This window comes from Glaciecola sp. 2405UD65-10 (assembly GCF_048820975.1).
In the GTDB taxonomy this organism is placed as follows: Bacteria; Pseudomonadota; Gammaproteobacteria; order Enterobacterales; family Alteromonadaceae; genus Glaciecola.
This window is the reverse complement of sequence record NZ_JBMEUF010000001.1, coordinates 476,787-493,646: the sequence shown is the minus strand read 5'-3', so window position 1 is coordinate 493,646 and position 16,860 is coordinate 476,787. Positions and strand designations below refer to the sequence as shown.

The following is a 16,860-nucleotide window of genomic DNA, read 5'->3' as shown; positions in this document are numbered from 1 at the left end:
CAAATGAATCATATTGGCCAAAAACGAATAGTTGTTCTGATTTCAGGCTCAGGCAGTAATCTACAAGCAATTATAGATGCATGTGAGTCGGGTCAAATTAACGGTAAGGTAGTAGCAGTATTAAGCAATAAGCCATTTGTAAAGGGCTTAGAACGCGCTAAAAAACACAATATTCCTGCTATTACCTTGCAACATGGCGACTATTCGAGCCGAGAGAGTTTTGACAATGCTTTAGCTAATAGCTTAGTTGGTTTTAATGCTGATTTAATTGTACTAGCTGGCTTTATGCGCATACTCAGCCCTGATTTTGTAAACCAATTTCAGGGCAAAATGCTCAACATACACCCTTCTTTGTTACCAAAGTATCCTGGTTTACATACCCACCAAAGAGCCCTTGATAATGGTGATCTAATTCACGGAGCTTCTATCCATTTTGTGACCGCTGAACTAGATGGCGGTCCAATAGTCATACAAGCACAGGTCAATGTAGAATCAAATGATAGCGTGGATACTTTGGCGCATAAGGTTGCGCAAAAAGAATGGATTATCTACCCAATGGTGGTATCTTGGTTTTGTGACGAGCGCTTAACCTTATTAGGTGACCAAGTGTACTTTGATAAAACAATAATAAAAACTCAAGGAATAAGTTATGAAAGCTTGGATAGCAATGCAAAGCCTATTATTTAGTCTATTAATTGCAGTTAGCCTTTGCTCGGGCGTTAGCAAAGCGCAACAAAATGAAGACGCGCTTAAATCCGATATAATTCCCAAGCCCGCCAATTTGCAGAGTAGTTTACGCACGTTTGAAGCCACTTTCGTTGCATTTCGTTCCGGAAATGATATCGGTGAGGCGAGCTTAAAATTATCAAGCAATAAAACGGGCGAATACGACTTACTTTATCAATCAAAAGTCTCACGTTTTTTCCTTTCTGATAAGCGAGTAGAACGCACTGCTTTTACAGTAAAAAATGGCTCATTAGTCCCCTCCAATTATTCATATGAAAGAACGGGAACAGGACCTAACAAGTCCCTTGAGCTCAAATTTAACGCCGCAGCACAGAAAGTACTCATTAATGATAAAGAATCATTAAGCTGGGAGGGTGAGCTTGAGAATCAGTTATTCCGCTTAGATTTTCCGTTTCAACTTTCACAAGGTGTAAAAAACTTTGCTTATGATTTTTTCAATTATCGTGGACAAAAAAAACACTACGAACTTGAAGTCGTTGAAACTGAAAATTTAAGCCTGCCCTATGGTCAAATAATGGCGATAAAAGTGATGATTAAACGTGACTCAAGTAACCGTCTTACATACGCTTGGTTTGCACCCGCACTAAATTATAATCTTGTTCGTTTACAACAATTTAAAGACGATAAAGAACAAGGTGACATTCAATTATCGGAATTTTCCTACTTATAATTCCACTTATACTGTTTATTTTGTAAACATTTCTATAACATGAGTATAAAGAACATACCGGCAAAGCTTGATCTTTGTCGGTTTTCTCGCTACTTTGCACATATCTGGTCAGACCTCAGGAGATCCCATGTCAGATTTATATTGGTTTTTAATAGTTTTAGCAGTATTTGGTGTCGTTGCTTACCAGCGCTTCCCTCTTACTAAAAGTGTTGTCATTTTAACCATTACTATGGTTATTGGCACTATCTTTGGCAGCATTGGTTTAATAGCTTGGATTTTATTTGCATTACTTGCAGTACCATTAGCTTATAAACCATTCAGATTAGACTTTTTAAGTACTAAGTTACTTTCTTTTTACAAGTCAGTGTCACCTGAAATGTCTCAAACTGAACAGGAGGCTATTGATGCCGGTACTGTATGGTGGGATGGTGAATTGTTCAGTGGCAAACCCGACTGGCAAAAAATGCACGGTATTAATCAACCTAAGCTAAGTGCCGAAGAACAGGCGTTTTTAGATGGCCCATGTGACGAAGTGTGTGGCATGGTTGATGAGTGGCAAATTAATCACGTAGATGCAGATTTACCGGATGAAATTTGGGCGTTTCTAAAAGAGCATAAATTCTTCGCAATGATTATTGAGAAGAAATATGGTGGTTTGGCATTCTCAGCTTACGCGCAGTCACGTGTACTGCAAAAGCTAGCGGGTGTAAGTGCTGTTTTAAGTTCAACCGTTGGTGTACCTAATTCATTAGGCCCAGGCGAGTTACTACAGCATTATGGCACACAGGAACAACAAGATTATTACTTGCCTCGTTTAGCTAAAGGTGAAGAAATTCCTTGTTTTGCACTAACTAGCCCAGAAGCAGGTTCTGATGCAGGTGCAATTCCTGATGTGGGTATAGTTGCCAAGGGCATGTTTAACGGCGAAGAAGTGCTAGGTTTGCGTTTAACTTTCTCTAAGCGATACATTACGTTAGCCCCTGTTGCCACGGTGGTAGGTTTAGCATTTAAAATGCATGACCCAGAAGGCTTATTAGGTGATAAAGAAGATTTAGGTATTACCTGTGCGTTAATTCCGCATGATACTGAAGGTTTACAAATTGGCCGCAGACACTTCCCTCTTAACGTTCCATTCCACAATGGCCCAGTGAAAGCAGAAGATATGTTTGTACCGCTTAGCTACATTATTGGTGGTGAAAAAATGGCGGGTAAAGGCTGGCGTATGCTGATGGAATGTTTGTCAGTTGGCCGTGTTATTACTCTGCCTTCTTCAGCCGCAGGTGGCGCAAAACAATTAGCATTATCAACCGGTGCGTACTCGCGCATTAGACGCCAATTCCGTATGCCTATTGGTCAAATGGAAGGTGTTGAAGAAATGTTGGCTCGTATTGGCGGTAACGCATACTTAATGGATGCCGTTACTTCATTCTCTACAACAGGTGTTGATCTTGGTGAAAAACCGTCGGTAATTTCAGCTATATGTAAGTACCATTTAACTGAAAGAATGCGCCAAATTGTGAATGATTCAATGGATGTTCATGGCGGTAAAGGAATATGTTTAGGTCCTAATAATTACTTAGGAAGAGCTTACCAAGGCGTTCCTATTTCAATTACTGTTGAGGGTGCGAACATACTCACTCGAAACATGATGATTTTTGGTCAAGGCGCTATGCGTTGCCATCCATACGTACTACAAGAAATATATGCGTCGAATTTAGAAGATAAAAAAGAACGTTTAGAAGCTTTTGATGCTGCAGTATTTGGACATATTGGTTTTGCAGTTAGCAACACCGTTCGTTCACTTTGGTTTACCTTGAGCCGTAACTGGTTCTCAAGCACACCATTTAAAGATGAAACAGCTACCTACTACAGAAGCTTGCAAGGCTACTCTGCTAATCTTGCTATGCTGACTGATATCGCCATGGGCGTACTTGGTGGGTCTCTTAAACGCAAAGAAAGATTATCTGCGCGCTTAGGTGATGTACTCAGCTACTTATACTTAGCGTCAGCAGTACTAAAAAGATATGACGAACAGGGCCGCAACAAAGACGACCTACCTTTACTACACTGGGCTATGCAAGATTGTTTGCATAAGATGGATATAGCGATTGATGACTTTATTCGCAACTTCCCATCAGCACCAGTAGCGGTTTATTTGCGTCTTGTTGTTCAACCATTTGGAAAATTAAATGACAAACCAAGTGATAAAGTTGAGCATAAAATTGCGCACATGTTGCAACAGCCAAATACAGCACGTGATCGCCTAGGCGAAGGTCAATATCTGTCACGCGTTGAAGGAAGCTTGTTTGGTGATTTAGAACAAACACTTGAGAATATTATTAAAGTAGAGCCAATCTTTAACAATATTTGTAAAACCTTGGGTGAAAAACTTCCTATGACTGGCTTAGACAAACTGGCCGATAGAGCTTTAGCCGCTGGCATTATAAGTGATGCTGATGCAGAGCTACTAAAAGAAACGGAAGCTGGAAGATTACGTACTATTAACGTTGATGACTTTGACCCACAAGAGCTATTAGCCGCTAACAGCAGCAAAGTAGTTAAAGTAACAAAGAAAAAATCAGTTAAAGCCGCGTAGCTAACAGCCTAAGAAAACTATTAAATTAGTTTTCGTGTTAAACAGTTATAAAGACGCCAATATGGCGTCTTTTTCTTTGTCTGTAAGAAATGCTTGATGTAAAGCATTCAACTTAAGCGTGTTGATTTGACTATCACTTAACTTCAGCTCTGTGCGCGCTAGTTGATATTCACTTTGTAAGCTATTGTTAGATATGCCTGGATCATCAGTATTTAAACACACAGGAACATCAGCTTGAATAAATGCTTTCACAGGGTGTTGTGGAATATTTGTCCACGTGGCAGTTTGGTAATTTGATAAAATGCAGGTCTCAACACCAATTTGATGCTTTGCCAGGTAATCCATTAATTTGGCATCTTTATACGCGCTTACGCCATGCCCTATCCTATCTGCATGCAATAAATGAATAGCATCCCATATACTGTTTGCTTCTTCAGCCTCACCCGCATGAATGGTAATTTTAAGGCCTGCATCTTTGACTATGTTAAAATGTGTTGTAAACAATGCCGCGGGATAACCCTTTTCATCGCCGGCTAAATCAACTGCGACTACACCATTTTCAAGCGCTAACAAACTTTGCAGTTCTTCTTCACACTTATCTGCACCGTAGGTGCGGCTTAAAATACCAATGAGCTTGGCGTTGTATTGAAAATCGATATTTGCTGACCTAACACCATCTACTACCGCTTCAACCACGCCTTGCATAGGCAAATCAAAAGCTTGTGACATATAGCGAGGAGAGAATCTTAGCTCAACGTGATGCAAGCCTTCAGAAATTGCGTCTTGCACGTTTTCATATGCAATTTGATTACATGCGTCTAAGTCGCCAAGAACAGAAACGCCAAGATCTAGTTTTTGCAGGAACGCAAGTAAATCTGACGTTTTGTCTTGAATATGAACGTACTTGCTTAGCGTATCAAAATGAGTACTTGGAAGAACAACATTATGTTTATTCGCCAAAGCTATAATACTTTGTATACGAACGTTCCCGTCAAGATGCCTATGAAGGTCTATTAAAGGAAATGCGCTCACTGTGCTTATTACTCAAGTTGTAGATTTTCTAGTGCGACTAATATTTGCGTGCGAGATTTTACATTTAGACGCTTAAACAACATGCTTATATGGGCTTTAACGGTAGCTTCTGTCACACTCAGTGTGTCAGCAATTTGCTTATTCATCATCCCTTGTTTAACTAATAATAAAACTTGAAACTGTTTAGGCGTGAGTTCGCGCACTTTTTGTGCAATTTCTACCGCTTCAACCTCAACATTAGCGAGTTGTTCGCTCACGCCTTCGGGTAACCAATTCTGCTTATTAAGCACGCTTTCAATAGCTAGGGTCATATCAGAGGTTGGACTGGTTTTAGGAACAAATGCATTGGCGCCAAATTCCATAACCTGAGATATAACATCAATAGAATCAGCCGCCGAAATCACTACAATAGGTAAATCTGGGAACAATTGGCGCAAACGAAGCAAACCGTAGAAGTTATCACAGCCAGGCATAAACAAGTCCAACAACAACAACGAAACGTTGCGCTGTGTTCTTAAGGTTTTTAATGTGCTGTCAAACGAATCAGACTCCAAGTAAGAGACTTTAGGAAACTCATTTTGTAGAGCTCCCTTCAACGCTTCTCTATACAAGGGGTGATCATCAGCTATTAAATACTTCATCATAAAAGGTTACTTCTTATTGTTATTTATACTTATTCACGTTTTTATAGCATATTATTAACGTAAAGTAACTTTTACATTAATACTCAAATTACACGCACACGAATTTGCATACACTAAATAAAGGACATGCGATATAATACTAATATATAACTGCTAGGGCATTAAATAAAGCTTTGCGCTAGTAAAAGGTAAGAAAAACACGATTTTGGGATGCAAACGCACAAATAACATGACTGACAAAACCAATCTAAACAAACCTGATACGATATATTCAAGCCCCAAAGAGAGTTTAGCGCGTTTCTCCTTTAACAAAGAAGTGGTTGACGTTTTTCCCGACATGATTAACCGTTCAGTGCCTGGTTACGCCAGTATTATTGATGGTATTGGCAAAATAGCGAAGCAACATTGTGCAGACAAACCTGTGGTATATGATTTAGGTTGTTCTTTAGGAAGCGTAAGTTTATCAATTGCCAAGCAAACGTTTTCTAAGTCACCTTATATAATAGGGATTGATAATTCCGCCGCAATGATTGAAAAATGTTCGCAGCATATTAACGCTTTCAATTATGGACATTGTATAGAATTGCAGCAAGGTGACTTAATAAACGCAGAACTTAAATCGTGCGATTTGGTGGTTATTAACTTCACTTTACAATTTGTTGAACCCACCCTACGCCAAAGCGTTATCAATAAAGTTTACAAGCACCTTAAGCCTGGTGGAATGTTGATATTAAGCGAAAAAGTCAAACATGAGAATGGTGAAATAGACGATTTTCTTATAGATCTTCATCATAATTTTAAACGTGAAAATGGCTATTCAGACTTAGAAATTAGCCAAAAGCGAAGTGCTCTAGAAGATGTTATGAAACTCGACACAATAGAAACGCACAAAGCACGTTTGAATACTGCTGGATTTAATGCACTCACCATTTGGTATCAGCAGTTTAACTTTTTATCTTTAATAGCAATTAAGTAGTTTGATTATGACGAATAACAGCCACGACACATTTACTTGGAAAAGCGATTTTTATCAGTCCATTATTGGCACCGCCTTAGAATCTTGGATTAGCGCATTAATGCCCCAATTAAATGATTGGGAAAAGAACAGTGATGTGGCTAATCAAAAGCGTTGGCAGAAACAATTAAATCAACTGCCCTCCTCTGACCAAGCAAGTTTAATAATTAATGATAATGTGCTTGTGAGCCCTATAGATAATTCAATTGAAGTGAATGTTCAAAAAACAAGTTCTATACTTAAGCAATTTATGCCTTGGCGCAAAGGGCCTTTCACATTCTTTTCTATAGAAATAGATACAGAATGGCGCTCTGATTGGAAATGGGACAGAGTACTTCCGCATATTGAAAGCTTAAAAGATAAAAAGGTACTTGATGTAGGATGCGGCAGTGGGTATCACCTCTTTAGAATGGCTGAAGCAGGCGCTAAAAAAGTCATTGGCGTTGACCCTACGAGTCTCTTTTTTTACCAGTTCCATTGTTTTAATCGCTACAATCATGACTTTGACATTCAATACCTTCCACTTGGCATTGAAGACCTTCCTGCTAGTCATTATTTCGATACTGTTTTTTCAATGGGTGTTTTATATCATCGAACTGACCCAATTAAGTTTTTAAAAGAATTAAAAGCGCAATTAGCACCTAAGGGCCAGCTCATACTAGAAACCTTAGTGGTAGATGGAGACGAACAGACCGTGTTTATGCCCACCGACAGATACGCACAAATGCGTAACGTTTGGTATTTACCGAGTATTTCAGCACTCACTTTATGGTTAAATCGCGTGGGTTTCAAAACCGTTAGCTGCGTAGACATAGATATAACGAGTACAAAAGAGCAACGCGCAACACAATGGATGGATAACCATTCCTTGCAAGACTTTCTAGATCCTAAGGATACAAGTAAAACAATAGAAGGTTACCCTAGACCAAAAAGAGCCGTAATAATCGCAAGTTAAGTAATAAAAGTCTTAATATCGAATCGTTTTGCTAGTTGGCATTAAACTTGTTAGTCCTTAGGTATTCATAAAGTATTTGACTGTAATTGTTAAGCTGATAGTTTCTAATTAATTGCTTAAACATAAGTTACAGCATAACCAACGTGCATAGGGGTTAAACTTGAGTACAAGGGATCTAATTTTATCTGAATATATTCAGAGCGAAAAATTACCTGATAGCTATTTTGACTTTGCACTAAAATGGTTCATACCTTTAACGGAAGCGTTGGCAGCGCACCAAAATAACGCAGGCAAAACAATTTTCATTGGTGTAAACGGTAGCCAAGGCTCAGGGAAATCAACGGTAACGGGTTTATTAGTTGAATTGTTAAGCCGAGTGTTCGACAAACCAAGCATTGGCATGTCAATTGACGACTTTTACTTGTCAAAACAAAAGCGCTTAGCTCTTTCTGAAAACATCCATCCTCTTTTTGCCACCCGCGGCGTTCCAGGGACTCATGACACGGCCTTACTTGCATCAAGCATTGATGCTTTACTGCAAAATCAAGCTTGTGTGCTACCTGTTTTTATAAAATCTATTGATGATGTAGCACCAACGTCACAATGGCGTGATATTAATCAAAAATATGATATTGTAATATTAGAAGGATGGTGCGTTGGAATAAATGCTCAATCAAATCAACAGCTAACACAAGCAGTTAATAGCATGGAAGAAACACAAGACCCTAACGGGGACTGGCGTGCTTATGTAAACAAAGCTTTGGCTTCAGATTATCATGAAATATTTGCAAAAATGGATCAGCTGGTAATGTTGAAAGCACCTAGTTTTGACTGTGTGTATCAGTGGCGCTGTGAGCAAGAACATAAATTGATTGAACGCTTAAAACAACAAAATCTTCCTACTGAGCAGACCATGACTGATGAACAAATTGATGCTTTTATTCAGCATTACCAACGTTTAACTGAGCATGCTCTAGAAATTTTGCCTAGTCGATCTGATTTTGTATTTGAACTCGACAAAAACCGTGGTATTCACTCTTGTCAAACCAACTAAATATGCAGTCTGAGAACACCTTATTAGCTACCAACATTCAAATTCTAGTCTTTACAGATTTTGATGGCACTTTACTTGATCACTACACTTATAGTTTTGAAAATGCCAGTGAGTGTATGGCACGTTTAACTGAAGCAGGAATACCTATAATACCCAATACCAGTAAAACGTTTGCAGAAGTAAAAGAGTTACTTGAAGAGATGAAACTAAGCAGCGGATTCATCACTGAAAATGGTGCCGCTGTATATATGCCCAAAGGGTTTCTTCCCGAGAAGCCTCGCGGAGCCGTTTGGAAAAATGGTTACTGGGTAAAGTCTTTTGCACAACCAAGATCATATTGGCAAGACTTAATTAAACGAATTAAATATAACTATCCAGATCAGTACGAAGCATTTAGTGATATGGATATTAACCGAATTGTTGAACTTACCGGCTTAAGCGTAAAAAAAGCTGAGCTTGCCGCGACCCGCCAATATTCAGAGCCACTATTTTGGACTGGCAGTGAGTCGCAACAGGAAAAATTCATTAGCGATATTAAGAGTATGGGAGCTCACCCACTAAAAGGCGGGCGTTTTTTGCACGTTTGCGGTGATAGCAATAAAGGTAAAGCCCTTCAATGGCTCAGTAATGAATATAAAAGACAACACAAAGAGATGCATGTGAAAAGCATTGCCTTAGGAGACGGCAATAACGATATCGACATGTTAGAAGTAGCAGATTTTGCGGTGAGAATATCATCTCCGGTGCACAGCGCACCACAGTTGAAAAGAACGAAACACAACTACTTGAGTAAAGCACATGGACCAGAAGGTTGGTCTCAGGTAATGAATCAATTGATTCCAGAGAAAAAATAGAGGACGTTAATGGCTGACTTTTATCAAAATGGCATAGTTACTACCCTGCACAATCTTGAACATCGTGACTTAGATGAGTTAGAGGACGAACTTGTAAAGTTTTCTAGTCGACGCCCTATGGGGCTTATATTACCCAGCTTATTTTCAGAACTTGAAGGGAAAGCTCTACCAGCTACAATTGAACATATAGCAAAGGTTCCCTATTTAAGCCAAATAGTGATTGGTTTAGATAGAGCAGAACAATCACAATTTGAATACGCATTGGACTTCTTTAAAACATTGCCTCAAGACCACTGCGTTTTATGGAACGATGGGCCGCGTTTAAAAGCTTTGGATGAAGAGTTACAAGCCTTAGGCTTAGCGCCTAAAGAATTAGGCAAAGGCAGAAACGTTTGGTACTGCATGGGTTATGTACTGGCAACAAATAAAGTAGAAAGTGTTGCTTTGCATGATTGCGATATTCTAACTTATGACCGCTCTCTTTTAGCTCGCTTAATTTATCCTGTTGCTAATCCGCAATTTAACTACGAGTTTTGTAAAGGTTTTTATGCTCGAGTAGCCGACGGAAAGGTCAATGGACGTGTATCACGTTTATTAGTCACGCCTCTGCTTCGCGCCTTAAAACACACATTAGGTCATAATGATTACTTAGAGTTTATGGACAGCTTTCGTTATCCATTAGCGGGTGAATTTTCATTCAGACGTGATGTACTTAACGATATTCGTATTCCCAGTGATTGGGGTTTAGAGATTGGTGTACTTTCTGAAATGCATCGCAATTATTCGCACAATCGATTGTGCCAAGCTGATATAGCGCGTGTGTATGATCACAAACACCAAGATTTATCGTTAAATAACGATCAAGGTGGTTTATCAAAAATGTCGATCGATATTACAAAAGCCTTATTTAGAAAGCTTGCAACACAGGGCACCGTATTTAGCACAGAAACGTTTAGAACGATTAAGGCAACCTATTTTCGGATTGCCTTGGATTTCATTGAGACCTACCACAACGATGCAATAATGAACGGTTTAACACTTGATGTTCATGCCGAAGAAAAAGCAGTAGAAATGTTTGCTCGCAATATTATGAAGGCAGGCAAAAACTTTTTAGATAACCCAATGGAAACACCGTTTATTCCTAGTTGGAATCGCGTAATAAGCGCTAAACCAGATGTACTAGAGTGTTTACGTAAAGCCGTTGAGGAAGATAACGCTGAATTTTCAAGGTAACACTATTATGCACAATGTTGAGTATTTAAAAGAAAAAGTATTCCATCACCTGGAATTGATTTACGGCACGTTAGACAAAGAAATCGATTTAGAGGATGTGACTCAAGAATTGCTTAAAGCGATGCGCTTGAGCAATGAACACGATGTAATTTTACCTGAAGCCCATGCAAATTTATGGAGTGAAGAAGACATTGTGCTCATTACTTATGGGGATTCGCTAATAGAGCCGGAACAAAACATTGTTGATGGAATGAAACGTCCGCCTTTACAAACCTTGCATCAGTTTTTGCATAAGTACTGCGGACACGCAATAAACAATGTGCATATACTGCCATTTTTTCCATACAGTTCAGACGATGGGTTTTCAGTCATTGATTACTCCACTGTGAGTGAATCGTTAGGTGATTGGGAAGATGTAACCAAAATAGCCAATGAATTTGGCTTAATGGTAGATTTAGTTATAAACCATTGCAGTGCAAGAAGTGCTTGGTTTCAAAACTTTATTCAGCGAAAAGAACCCGGTAAAGATTTTTTCTATACCAGTGAGCCAAATCCAGAGCTTGATAAGGTAACGAGGCCGCGCACAAGCCCCCTGCTTCGTGAAACCGAAACCCTAGAGGGTACAAAGCAAGTTTGGTGTACTTTTAGCCATGACCAAGTTGATTTCGATTTTACCAACCCTAAAGTGCTGTTGGCGTTTATTGAAATTATTAGACTTTACTTAGATCGCGGTACACGAATATTTCGCTTCGATGCCATTGCGTTTCTTTGGAAAGAGCTAGGTACTAATTGCATAAATTTACCTCAAACACATGAAATGGTTCGCTTACTTAGAACGTTAATAGAGCACGCTGCACCACATGCTCTTATTATTACCGAAACCAACATTCCTAATCAGGAAAACTTAACTTATTTCGGTAACGCCAATGAAGCGCATTCAATTTATAATTTTTCTTTGCCACCACTGTTGCTTAACACCTTAGTAACCGGTGACTGTAGTTATTTGAAAAACTGGTTAATGAGTATGCCGCCAGCGCAAAACGGCACTTTCTATTTTAACTTTATCGCGTCTCATGATGGTATTGGCTTAAGGCCAGCCGAGGGTTTACTTAGTGATGAAGAGATTGAAGATTTAGCCAATTGCATGCAAAATTTTGGCGGCAAAGTGTCGTGGCGCAGTACACCAAACGGAAAGCAAAAACCTTATGAATTAAACATTGCATTAATTGATGCATTGCAAGGCGACATTTCAGGTGCTGACGAATTTCAGCTTGAACGTTTCTTATGTGCTCATACTATTATGTTCGGCTTAGAGGGAATTCCCGGTTTATACATACATTCACTTCTGGGTACGCCAAACGATGATGAAAAGGTGACACATACGGGGCAAAACCGTTCAATTAACCGCCACAGATGGGTGTATGACGAATTAGTTGAAGAACTTGATGATGTGCACTCGCTTCATCACCAAGTGCTAACGCAAATTACTCAGCTTTTGGCTATTAGAAAAGCACAAAGCGCATTCCACCCAAATGCAACGCAGTTTACCTTACAACTTGGCCCTCAGGTATTCGGTTATTGGCGCCAAAGTATAGATAGACGCCAAAGCATTTTTTGCATATCTAATATATCAAAAGTAGAACAAAGCATTCGTTTGTCAGATATTAACTTGATAGGTACCGAAAACTGGATAGACTTATTAAGCCAAAAAGCAATCACAAGTGATTTGGCTGATGTAATTTTGCAGCCCTACCAAAGCATGTGGATTTCTAACAAATATTAATGTTCGTAAGGGGCTGATATTTTATATCAATTAGCCCCTTTTACTTATTAACTATGTTTGCCTATACAAATTTGCGTTCACGTTTCGTTTCAATAGTTTCTATATAACCGTGCCAAGTGGCATAACCTAATATAGGCATGATGACTATGAAGGATATAAAAAACGTAACGAAGCCCAAGAACACACAAAAAAGTATTACGCTCGCCCACACAAACATCGCTAATTTATTTCGCCATACTGCGTTCATACTGGTGAGTACGGCTGTAGCAATATCCACTTTACGTTCAAGTAAAATAGGTTGCGTGAACGCACTAATGAAGAAAACGATGGCGGCAAAACCTGCCCCTACAACTGTACCTAAGGCTAAAAACGGCCAAAGATTAGCAAAGGTCATATCTAGGTAACTTGGATATAGGGCGTGGATTATACTTGCTACGCGTAACCAGAAAATCATTAGCACCATTAACAAAATACCGAAGCCCCACTCGTTGACCGCGTTTCTCGACATAGCTTTTAAGGAATGCCGAAAAGAAGGCTCACTGCCTTTTTCTAACTGCCATGATACGTCATATAACCCGGCTGCTAAATATGGCCCTAACAACATAAAGCAAATCATTGCAGGAAAAATAACTAAATACCAACCAGAGCTTGCAACTAAATAACTTATAGCAATGGGAACGAGGGTAAAAATAATTCCGTATGAAAGGCTAATGATTTTAGCTTGCTTAAAATCATTAATAGCTAAGGCAATCCATTTAAAGCAATCAAACTTATCTAACTGAACGCATGGAATAACTCTGGCAATACCGCTGGATGTGATGGCGTTGTCTGGCGCTTGTTCTATTTTCTGTGACATAACGATCCCCTTAAGAGAATAAACTGACATAGACGATGTAACAAAAACAAATGTAAACAAAACGTTTACTCTTATTCAATACTATGCAAGTTATGCTTTAAGGTCAAAAAATAAACAAAATTAATTATTCGACGCTTTGTGCCAATTTATGAGGGTACTAAAATGTTGGTGTAAGAATATGTTTAAATCTGAAAAACTCATAATATCAACGCTATGACCTGCAAGGGTTTCGGCCACAAAGCGATGACAGTTTTGATCAAACAAATGATAATCTAATAAAGTATATAGCCGCGAGCGCGCCAGCCCTACCGAGTTTTCTTCAAATAAGGGGGTGTTATTAGCATCACAAGCAACATAAATGGTTGAACCTGAGCGTTTTCCTAAAAAGCGGTTCGGTGACAAACACCTCACCAAGCCTTCTCCTGACAATTCATATATTGTGTTGTCTATCCATATACCGGTATGATCAAGCAACCCATATATTCCGCAGCACACTATACTGCCATTGACTGGCGTTACGCGAAGTTTACTTTCGCCAGGCATACTGCCAATAATTTGCTTTCGTTTTAAGTAATTAGTATTCGCTTTATTACCGGCATAAACACCAGCAAGTGCTGCGCTTAACCATATTAGGGGAGCTGGCATAGTAATCTCCTGCATTGTTATTCAATACAGTATATAGACTCATTAAAAGTATGCTAATACTTGAAAAAGTTAATTTGTTTCAAAACATTACTTAACACTTGCACGCCATTGGTTTACTCTTACAAGCCCTTTTTAGCAGTCAGTTTACTTATTCATGCAAAATATTACTCAATCCAAAAAACTAGCCAACGTGTGTTATGACATTCGCGGACCCATATTAGCTCAAGCCAATAAAATGGAAGAAGCCGGAGAGAGAATATTAAAACTGAACATTGGCAACCCTGCCCCATTTGGCTTTGAAGCCCCTGATGACATCCTTAAAGATGTGATTAAGCAACTCCCTAGCGCACAAGGCTACTCGGATGCGCAAGGTATATACAGCGCTAGAGTTGCCGTGATGCAGTATTATCAACAAAAAGGGATTAGCAACATTGCAATAAACGACGTTTTTTTAGGTAACGGCGTTAGCGAAATGATTACCATGTCTATGCAGGCCTTACTTGATAGCGGCGACGAAGTGCTTATACCAAGTCCTGATTACCCCCTCTGGACAGCTGCGGTTAATTTATCTTCAGGAAACGCAGTACATTATCGCTGCGACGAACAAGCGGGCTGGTTTCCAGATATAGATGACATCACAAAAAAAATAAGCCCTCGCACAAGAGCGATTGTGCTTATTAATCCAAATAATCCAACGGGGGCGGTCTACTCAAACGAATTACTACAGCAAGTGGTAGATGTTGCTCGCAAGCACAATCTGATTATTTTCAGTGATGAAATATATGACAAAGTGTTATACGACAGTGCACAGCACAATTGTATTGCTGCCTTGGCACCGGATCTCTTTTGCGTGACCTTCAGTGGTTTATCTAAAAACTATCGTGTAGCTGGGTTCCGTGCAGGATGGCTTTTGGTGAGCGGAAATAAAAAAGCGGCAAGTAGTTATATTGAAGGCTTAACTATATTGTCATCTATGCGTATGTGCGCAAACGTACCCAGCCAACATGCTATCCAAACCGCGTTGGGAGGTTATCAAAGTATTAATGATTTAGTAAATGGTGACGGCAGGCTTTTATCGCAGCGAAATTTAGCCACAGACGGTTTAAACGCCATAGAGGGTATATCTTGCGTGAAACCCATGGGCGCAATGTACTGCTTTGCGAAAGTAGACGCTAAAAAATTTAATATAAGTAGCGATATTAATTTGATTTTAGATTTACTCAAAAGCCAAAAGATTTTATTAGTACATGGCAGCGCTTTTAATTTATTTGAAGGGTGTTATTTTCGATTAGTATTTCTTCCAAACAAAGACACCCTAGTTCCTGCTTTAGAAAGAATGACCACCTTCTTTAATAGTTATCGGCAGTAGATTTGCATATGCTATATAGTTTATTGAGCAATTTGTATTTAATGCGTGAGAAATAAATGAGCCAGCAAAATTGGACAGAACGAAGATATGAGCGCGAGCGCGCACTAGATGGTGATAACAGAAGTGCGTATCAGCGTGATAAAGCAAGGGTATTGCACAGCGCGTCGTTTAGGCGGCTCCAATCAAAAACCCAAGTTATGGGTATAGGGGTAAGTGATTTCACTCGTACTCGCTTAACTCATTCACTTGAAGTCGCTCAAATAGGTACTGGAATATGTTCGTATTTGTCCATTAAATACCCTGATATAGCCAAGGAAATTCAATTAGATGAGCATTTGATTGAATGCGTATGCCTTGCACACGATATTGGGCATCCTCCTTTTGGGCATGGCGGCGAAATTGCTCTTCATCAAAAAATGCATGCGTTTGGTGGTTTTGAAGGAAACGGCCAAACTTTTCGTATATTAACCAAACTTGAAAGCTATTCTGAATCTGCTGGGATGAATCTAAGCAGGCGAGCACTACTTGGCGTAATTAAGTATCCTAATTTTTTAAATGTGCTTGATGAAAAGAAAGAAAAGAGCAGTCAGTTACCTATAAACAATCAAAAAGTTAAGTCTGCCGATTGGCTTCCGCCTAAAGGCTTATTTAACTGCGACAGAGAAGTATTTGATTGGGTAATGGCAAGTGTAAGCCTTGAAGATAAAACCAAATTTATGGTTTATGAACAACATAACAACAAGCATGCCAAAACTATGCATAAATCGGTAGACTGCTCAATTATGGAGCTTGCTGATGACATAGCTTACGCTGTTCACGATTTAGAAGACGCCATAGTAATAGGCTTGGTAAACCAATCTAGTTTTCATGAAGAAGTGACTGAGAATATTTTAAAAATAGCTGATACTAGTTTAGCCAAAAATATTGTTAATTTGGAACAAGCCTTATTTAGCTCAACAAATCACATCAGAAAAAACGCTATAGGCAAGTTGGTCAACTATTTTATAACGAATATATATTTGAATCAGAAGCATACCTTCAGTGAAATTTTACTTGATTACACCGCCCTTTTACCCGAAGAAGCCTTATATTCTCTTAACCTTTTAAAAGGGTTTATTTTTAAATATGTGATCAAAAAGCCCGAGTTACAACTAATAGAACATAAGGGGCAGCACATACTGGCTAGCTTGTTTGACGCTTTTCACAACGAACCAATGCGATTGTTACCCTTAAATACAATGGAAAGGTGGAAGCAAGCCGAAGGCGAAGAGCTTAAAGCTCGTATAATAGCTGATTACTTATCAGGTATGACTGACGATTATGCTAACCGTGTGTTTAAAAATTTGTTCATGCCGGGTCAATTTTAGATTTAGTGTAAGTTTCTATCTATTGAACCGGTCATATAAG

The 16,860-nt window shown here is 39.1% G+C and carries 15 protein-coding genes; 11 read left to right on the top strand and 4 right to left on the bottom strand.

Annotated features, from left to right (window positions below; all coding sequences use genetic code 11):
• Positions 1 to 12 precede the first annotated feature (12 nt).
• The 3 genes from purN to fadE all read left to right on the top strand — a co-directional run bounded on the left by purN (position 13) and on the right by fadE (position 4,013).
• Entirely contained in the window at positions 13 to 687 is a 675-nt protein-coding gene (gene purN, locus ACOI22_RS02205; protein ID WP_420672295.1) for a phosphoribosylglycinamide formyltransferase, read from the top strand.
• On the top strand, positions 650 to 1,417 hold the full coding sequence (locus ACOI22_RS02200; RefSeq protein ID WP_420669761.1) for a DUF3108 domain-containing protein: 768 nt from the start codon (positions 650 to 652) through the stop codon (positions 1,415 to 1,417). The genes purN and ACOI22_RS02200 overlap by 38 nt, the downstream gene beginning before the upstream one ends.
• A gap of 127 nt (positions 1,418 to 1,544) precedes the next feature.
• On the top strand, positions 1,545 to 4,013 hold the full coding sequence (gene fadE / locus ACOI22_RS02195) for an acyl-CoA dehydrogenase FadE (protein ID WP_420669759.1): 2,469 nt from the start codon (positions 1,545 to 1,547) through the stop codon (positions 4,011 to 4,013).
• Between the two features lie 45 nt (positions 4,014 to 4,058).
• Here fadE and add read toward each other — a convergent pair whose 3' ends face one another.
• Both add and ACOI22_RS02185 read right to left on the bottom strand, forming a co-directional pair.
• Complete coding sequence (add, locus tag ACOI22_RS02190) at positions 4,059 to 5,045, bottom strand: adenosine deaminase (RefSeq protein ID WP_420669757.1); 987 nt, start codon at positions 5,043 to 5,045, stop codon at positions 4,059 to 4,061.
• A gap of 8 nt (positions 5,046 to 5,053) precedes the next feature.
• Positions 5,054 to 5,689 (bottom strand): response regulator transcription factor, encoded by a 636-nt coding sequence (locus tag ACOI22_RS02185; protein ID WP_420669755.1) that lies wholly within the window; start codon positions 5,687 to 5,689, stop codon positions 5,054 to 5,056.
• 229 nt (positions 5,690 to 5,918) lie between these two features.
• Here ACOI22_RS02185 and cmoA point away from each other — a divergent pair, with 229 nt between their 5' ends.
• The 6 genes from cmoA to ACOI22_RS02155 all read left to right on the top strand — a co-directional run bounded on the left by cmoA (position 5,919) and on the right by ACOI22_RS02155 (position 12,583).
• Complete coding sequence (gene cmoA / locus ACOI22_RS02180; RefSeq protein ID WP_420669753.1) at positions 5,919 to 6,665, top strand: carboxy-S-adenosyl-L-methionine synthase CmoA; 747 nt, start codon at positions 5,919 to 5,921, stop codon at positions 6,663 to 6,665.
• Positions 6,666 to 6,672: 7 nt separating this feature from the next.
• Positions 6,673 to 7,659, top strand: a complete 987-nt coding sequence (gene cmoB, locus ACOI22_RS02175; protein ID WP_420669751.1) for a tRNA 5-methoxyuridine(34)/uridine 5-oxyacetic acid(34) synthase CmoB — start codon at positions 6,673 to 6,675, stop codon at positions 7,657 to 7,659.
• A 160-nt stretch (positions 7,660 to 7,819) separates the two neighbouring features.
• The gene (locus tag ACOI22_RS02170) at positions 7,820 to 8,713 is read left to right on the top strand and encodes a kinase (protein WP_420669749.1); all 894 of its coding nucleotides are present in this window, start codon (positions 7,820 to 7,822) and stop codon (positions 8,711 to 8,713) included.
• Positions 8,698 to 9,567 (top strand): HAD-IIB family hydrolase, encoded by an 870-nt coding sequence (locus ACOI22_RS02165; protein ID WP_420669747.1) that lies wholly within the window; start codon positions 8,698 to 8,700, stop codon positions 9,565 to 9,567. Before ACOI22_RS02170 ends, ACOI22_RS02165 begins: the two co-directional genes overlap by 16 nt.
• A 9-nt stretch (positions 9,568 to 9,576) precedes the next feature.
• Positions 9,577 to 10,800, top strand: a complete 1,224-nt coding sequence (locus ACOI22_RS02160) for a glycosyl transferase (protein ID WP_420669745.1) — start codon at positions 9,577 to 9,579, stop codon at positions 10,798 to 10,800.
• A 7-nt stretch (positions 10,801 to 10,807) separates the two neighbouring features.
• Complete coding sequence (locus ACOI22_RS02155; protein WP_420669743.1) at positions 10,808 to 12,583, top strand: sugar phosphorylase; 1,776 nt, start codon at positions 10,808 to 10,810, stop codon at positions 12,581 to 12,583.
• 61 nt (positions 12,584 to 12,644) lie between these two features.
• On the opposite strand, the gene ACOI22_RS02150 is transcribed toward ACOI22_RS02155, so the two are convergent.
• Both ACOI22_RS02150 and ACOI22_RS02145 read right to left on the bottom strand, forming a co-directional pair.
• Positions 12,645 to 13,439: a DUF2189 domain-containing protein gene (locus ACOI22_RS02150; protein WP_420669741.1), complete on the bottom strand. Its 795-nt coding sequence runs from the start codon at positions 13,437 to 13,439 to the stop codon at positions 12,645 to 12,647.
• Positions 13,440 to 13,559: 120 nt separating this feature from the next.
• The gene (locus tag ACOI22_RS02145; RefSeq protein ID WP_420669739.1) at positions 13,560 to 14,084 is read right to left on the bottom strand and encodes a hypothetical protein; all 525 of its coding nucleotides are present in this window, start codon (positions 14,082 to 14,084) and stop codon (positions 13,560 to 13,562) included.
• Between the two features lie 154 nt (positions 14,085 to 14,238).
• On the opposite strand from ACOI22_RS02145, the gene ACOI22_RS02140 reads away from it, so the two are divergent.
• Complete coding sequence (locus ACOI22_RS02140) at positions 14,239 to 15,453, top strand: pyridoxal phosphate-dependent aminotransferase (RefSeq protein ID WP_420669737.1); 1,215 nt, start codon at positions 14,239 to 14,241, stop codon at positions 15,451 to 15,453.
• A 56-nt stretch (positions 15,454 to 15,509) separates the two neighbouring features.
• Positions 15,510 to 16,820, top strand: coding sequence for an anti-phage deoxyguanosine triphosphatase (locus tag ACOI22_RS02135; RefSeq protein WP_420669735.1), 1,311 nt, complete (start codon positions 15,510 to 15,512; stop codon positions 16,818 to 16,820).
• The last annotated feature ends 40 nt before the right edge of the window (positions 16,821 to 16,860 follow it).

What these genes read in the sequence shown, in the direction of transcription:
- ACOI22_RS02185 (WP_420669755.1), bottom strand. Translation starts at nt 5,689, where the DNA reads ATGATGAAGTATTTAATAGCTGATGATCACCCCTTGTATAGAGAAGCG.
- cmoA (WP_420669753.1), top strand. Translation starts at nt 5,919, where the DNA reads ATGACTGACAAAACCAATCTAAACAAACCTGATACGATATATTCAAGC.
- cmoB (WP_420669751.1), top strand. Translation starts at nt 6,673, where the DNA reads ATGACGAATAACAGCCACGACACATTTACTTGGAAAAGCGATTTTTAT.
- ACOI22_RS02135 (WP_420669735.1), top strand. Translation starts at nt 15,510, where the DNA reads ATGAGCCAGCAAAATTGGACAGAACGAAGATATGAGCGCGAGCGCGCA.
- ACOI22_RS02160 (WP_420669745.1), top strand. Translation starts at nt 9,577, where the DNA reads ATGGCTGACTTTTATCAAAATGGCATAGTTACTACCCTGCACAATCTT.
- ACOI22_RS02155 (WP_420669743.1), top strand. Translation starts at nt 10,808, where the DNA reads ATGCACAATGTTGAGTATTTAAAAGAAAAAGTATTCCATCACCTGGAA.
- ACOI22_RS02200 (WP_420669761.1), top strand. Translation starts at nt 650, where the DNA reads ATGAAAGCTTGGATAGCAATGCAAAGCCTATTATTTAGTCTATTAATT.
- ACOI22_RS02140 (WP_420669737.1), top strand. Translation starts at nt 14,239, where the DNA reads ATGCAAAATATTACTCAATCCAAAAAACTAGCCAACGTGTGTTATGAC.
- ACOI22_RS02145 (WP_420669739.1), bottom strand. Translation starts at nt 14,084, where the DNA reads ATGCCAGCTCCCCTAATATGGTTAAGCGCAGCACTTGCTGGTGTTTAT.
- ACOI22_RS02150 (WP_420669741.1), bottom strand. Translation starts at nt 13,439, where the DNA reads ATGTCACAGAAAATAGAACAAGCGCCAGACAACGCCATCACATCCAGC.
- fadE (WP_420669759.1), top strand. Translation starts at nt 1,545, where the DNA reads ATGTCAGATTTATATTGGTTTTTAATAGTTTTAGCAGTATTTGGTGTC.